Genomic DNA, 802 nt, shown 5'->3' with positions numbered 1-802 from the left:
TTATCAGCACGTCGCCATCAATGAGGAGCCCAACATTACGATGGTGGAAGAGACGGCGGTGCTCGGGCGAAAATTTCAACCTGATATGGTCATCGCGATCGGCGGTGGTAGCGTCATCGACATGGGCAAGGCATTGGCTGCAATCATTCCCAATCAGGGTAATGTCTACGATTATGTGGAAGTAGTTGGAAGAAACGTTCCTCTCAAAGCGAAACCGATTCACTTCATCGCGATTCCCACAACTGCGAGTACCGGCTCAGAAGTGACTAGAAATGCCGTTCTGAAGTCAGGGCAGGACAAAGTAAAAGTAAGTTTAAGAAGTCCGGACATGTTGGCTGACGTTGCGATTGTCGACCCAACATTGACTTATGGGACTGATCAATACACATCTGGACGAGGCGCTATGGATGCATTTACGCATCTGATGGAAGCTTATGTATGCGGCGAGCCGAATCCTCTCACTGATATGGTATGCGAAGAAGGGCTTCGTCGATTGAGTCGATCAGTGATTGCAGGCTGTAAGCAGGATAATCATAAGGCTCGTTCGGATTTATCTTTTGCGGCTTTGCTTGGAGGGATGGCGATCACTAACGCTAAATTGGGCGCTGCTCATGGGTTAGCCTCTGCTCTTGGTGGGAAACTTGATGCTCCGCACAGTGTGATAACTGCACGTTTAGCACCTCATGTGATGCAAGAAAACATCAATGCAGCAAAGCAAGCGGGCAGGAATGATGTGATCAACCGTTATCGAAAACTGGCTCAACTTGTCACGGATAGAGCGAATGCGAATGAACATGACGGC

At 48.9% G+C, this 802-nt stretch carries 1 protein-coding gene; it reads left to right on the top strand.

The window, feature by feature from the left end; translation table 11 throughout:
- Nucleotides 1-802 (top strand): iron-containing alcohol dehydrogenase (locus tag R7P74_RS25880; RefSeq protein WP_318123515.1); only part of this gene is annotated, 802 nt, incomplete at both ends.

This window comes from Vibrio sp. 2033, assembly GCF_033339735.1.
Note: the sequence above shows the minus strand (reverse complement) of the source record. Positions and strands in the feature narration are given on the sequence as shown.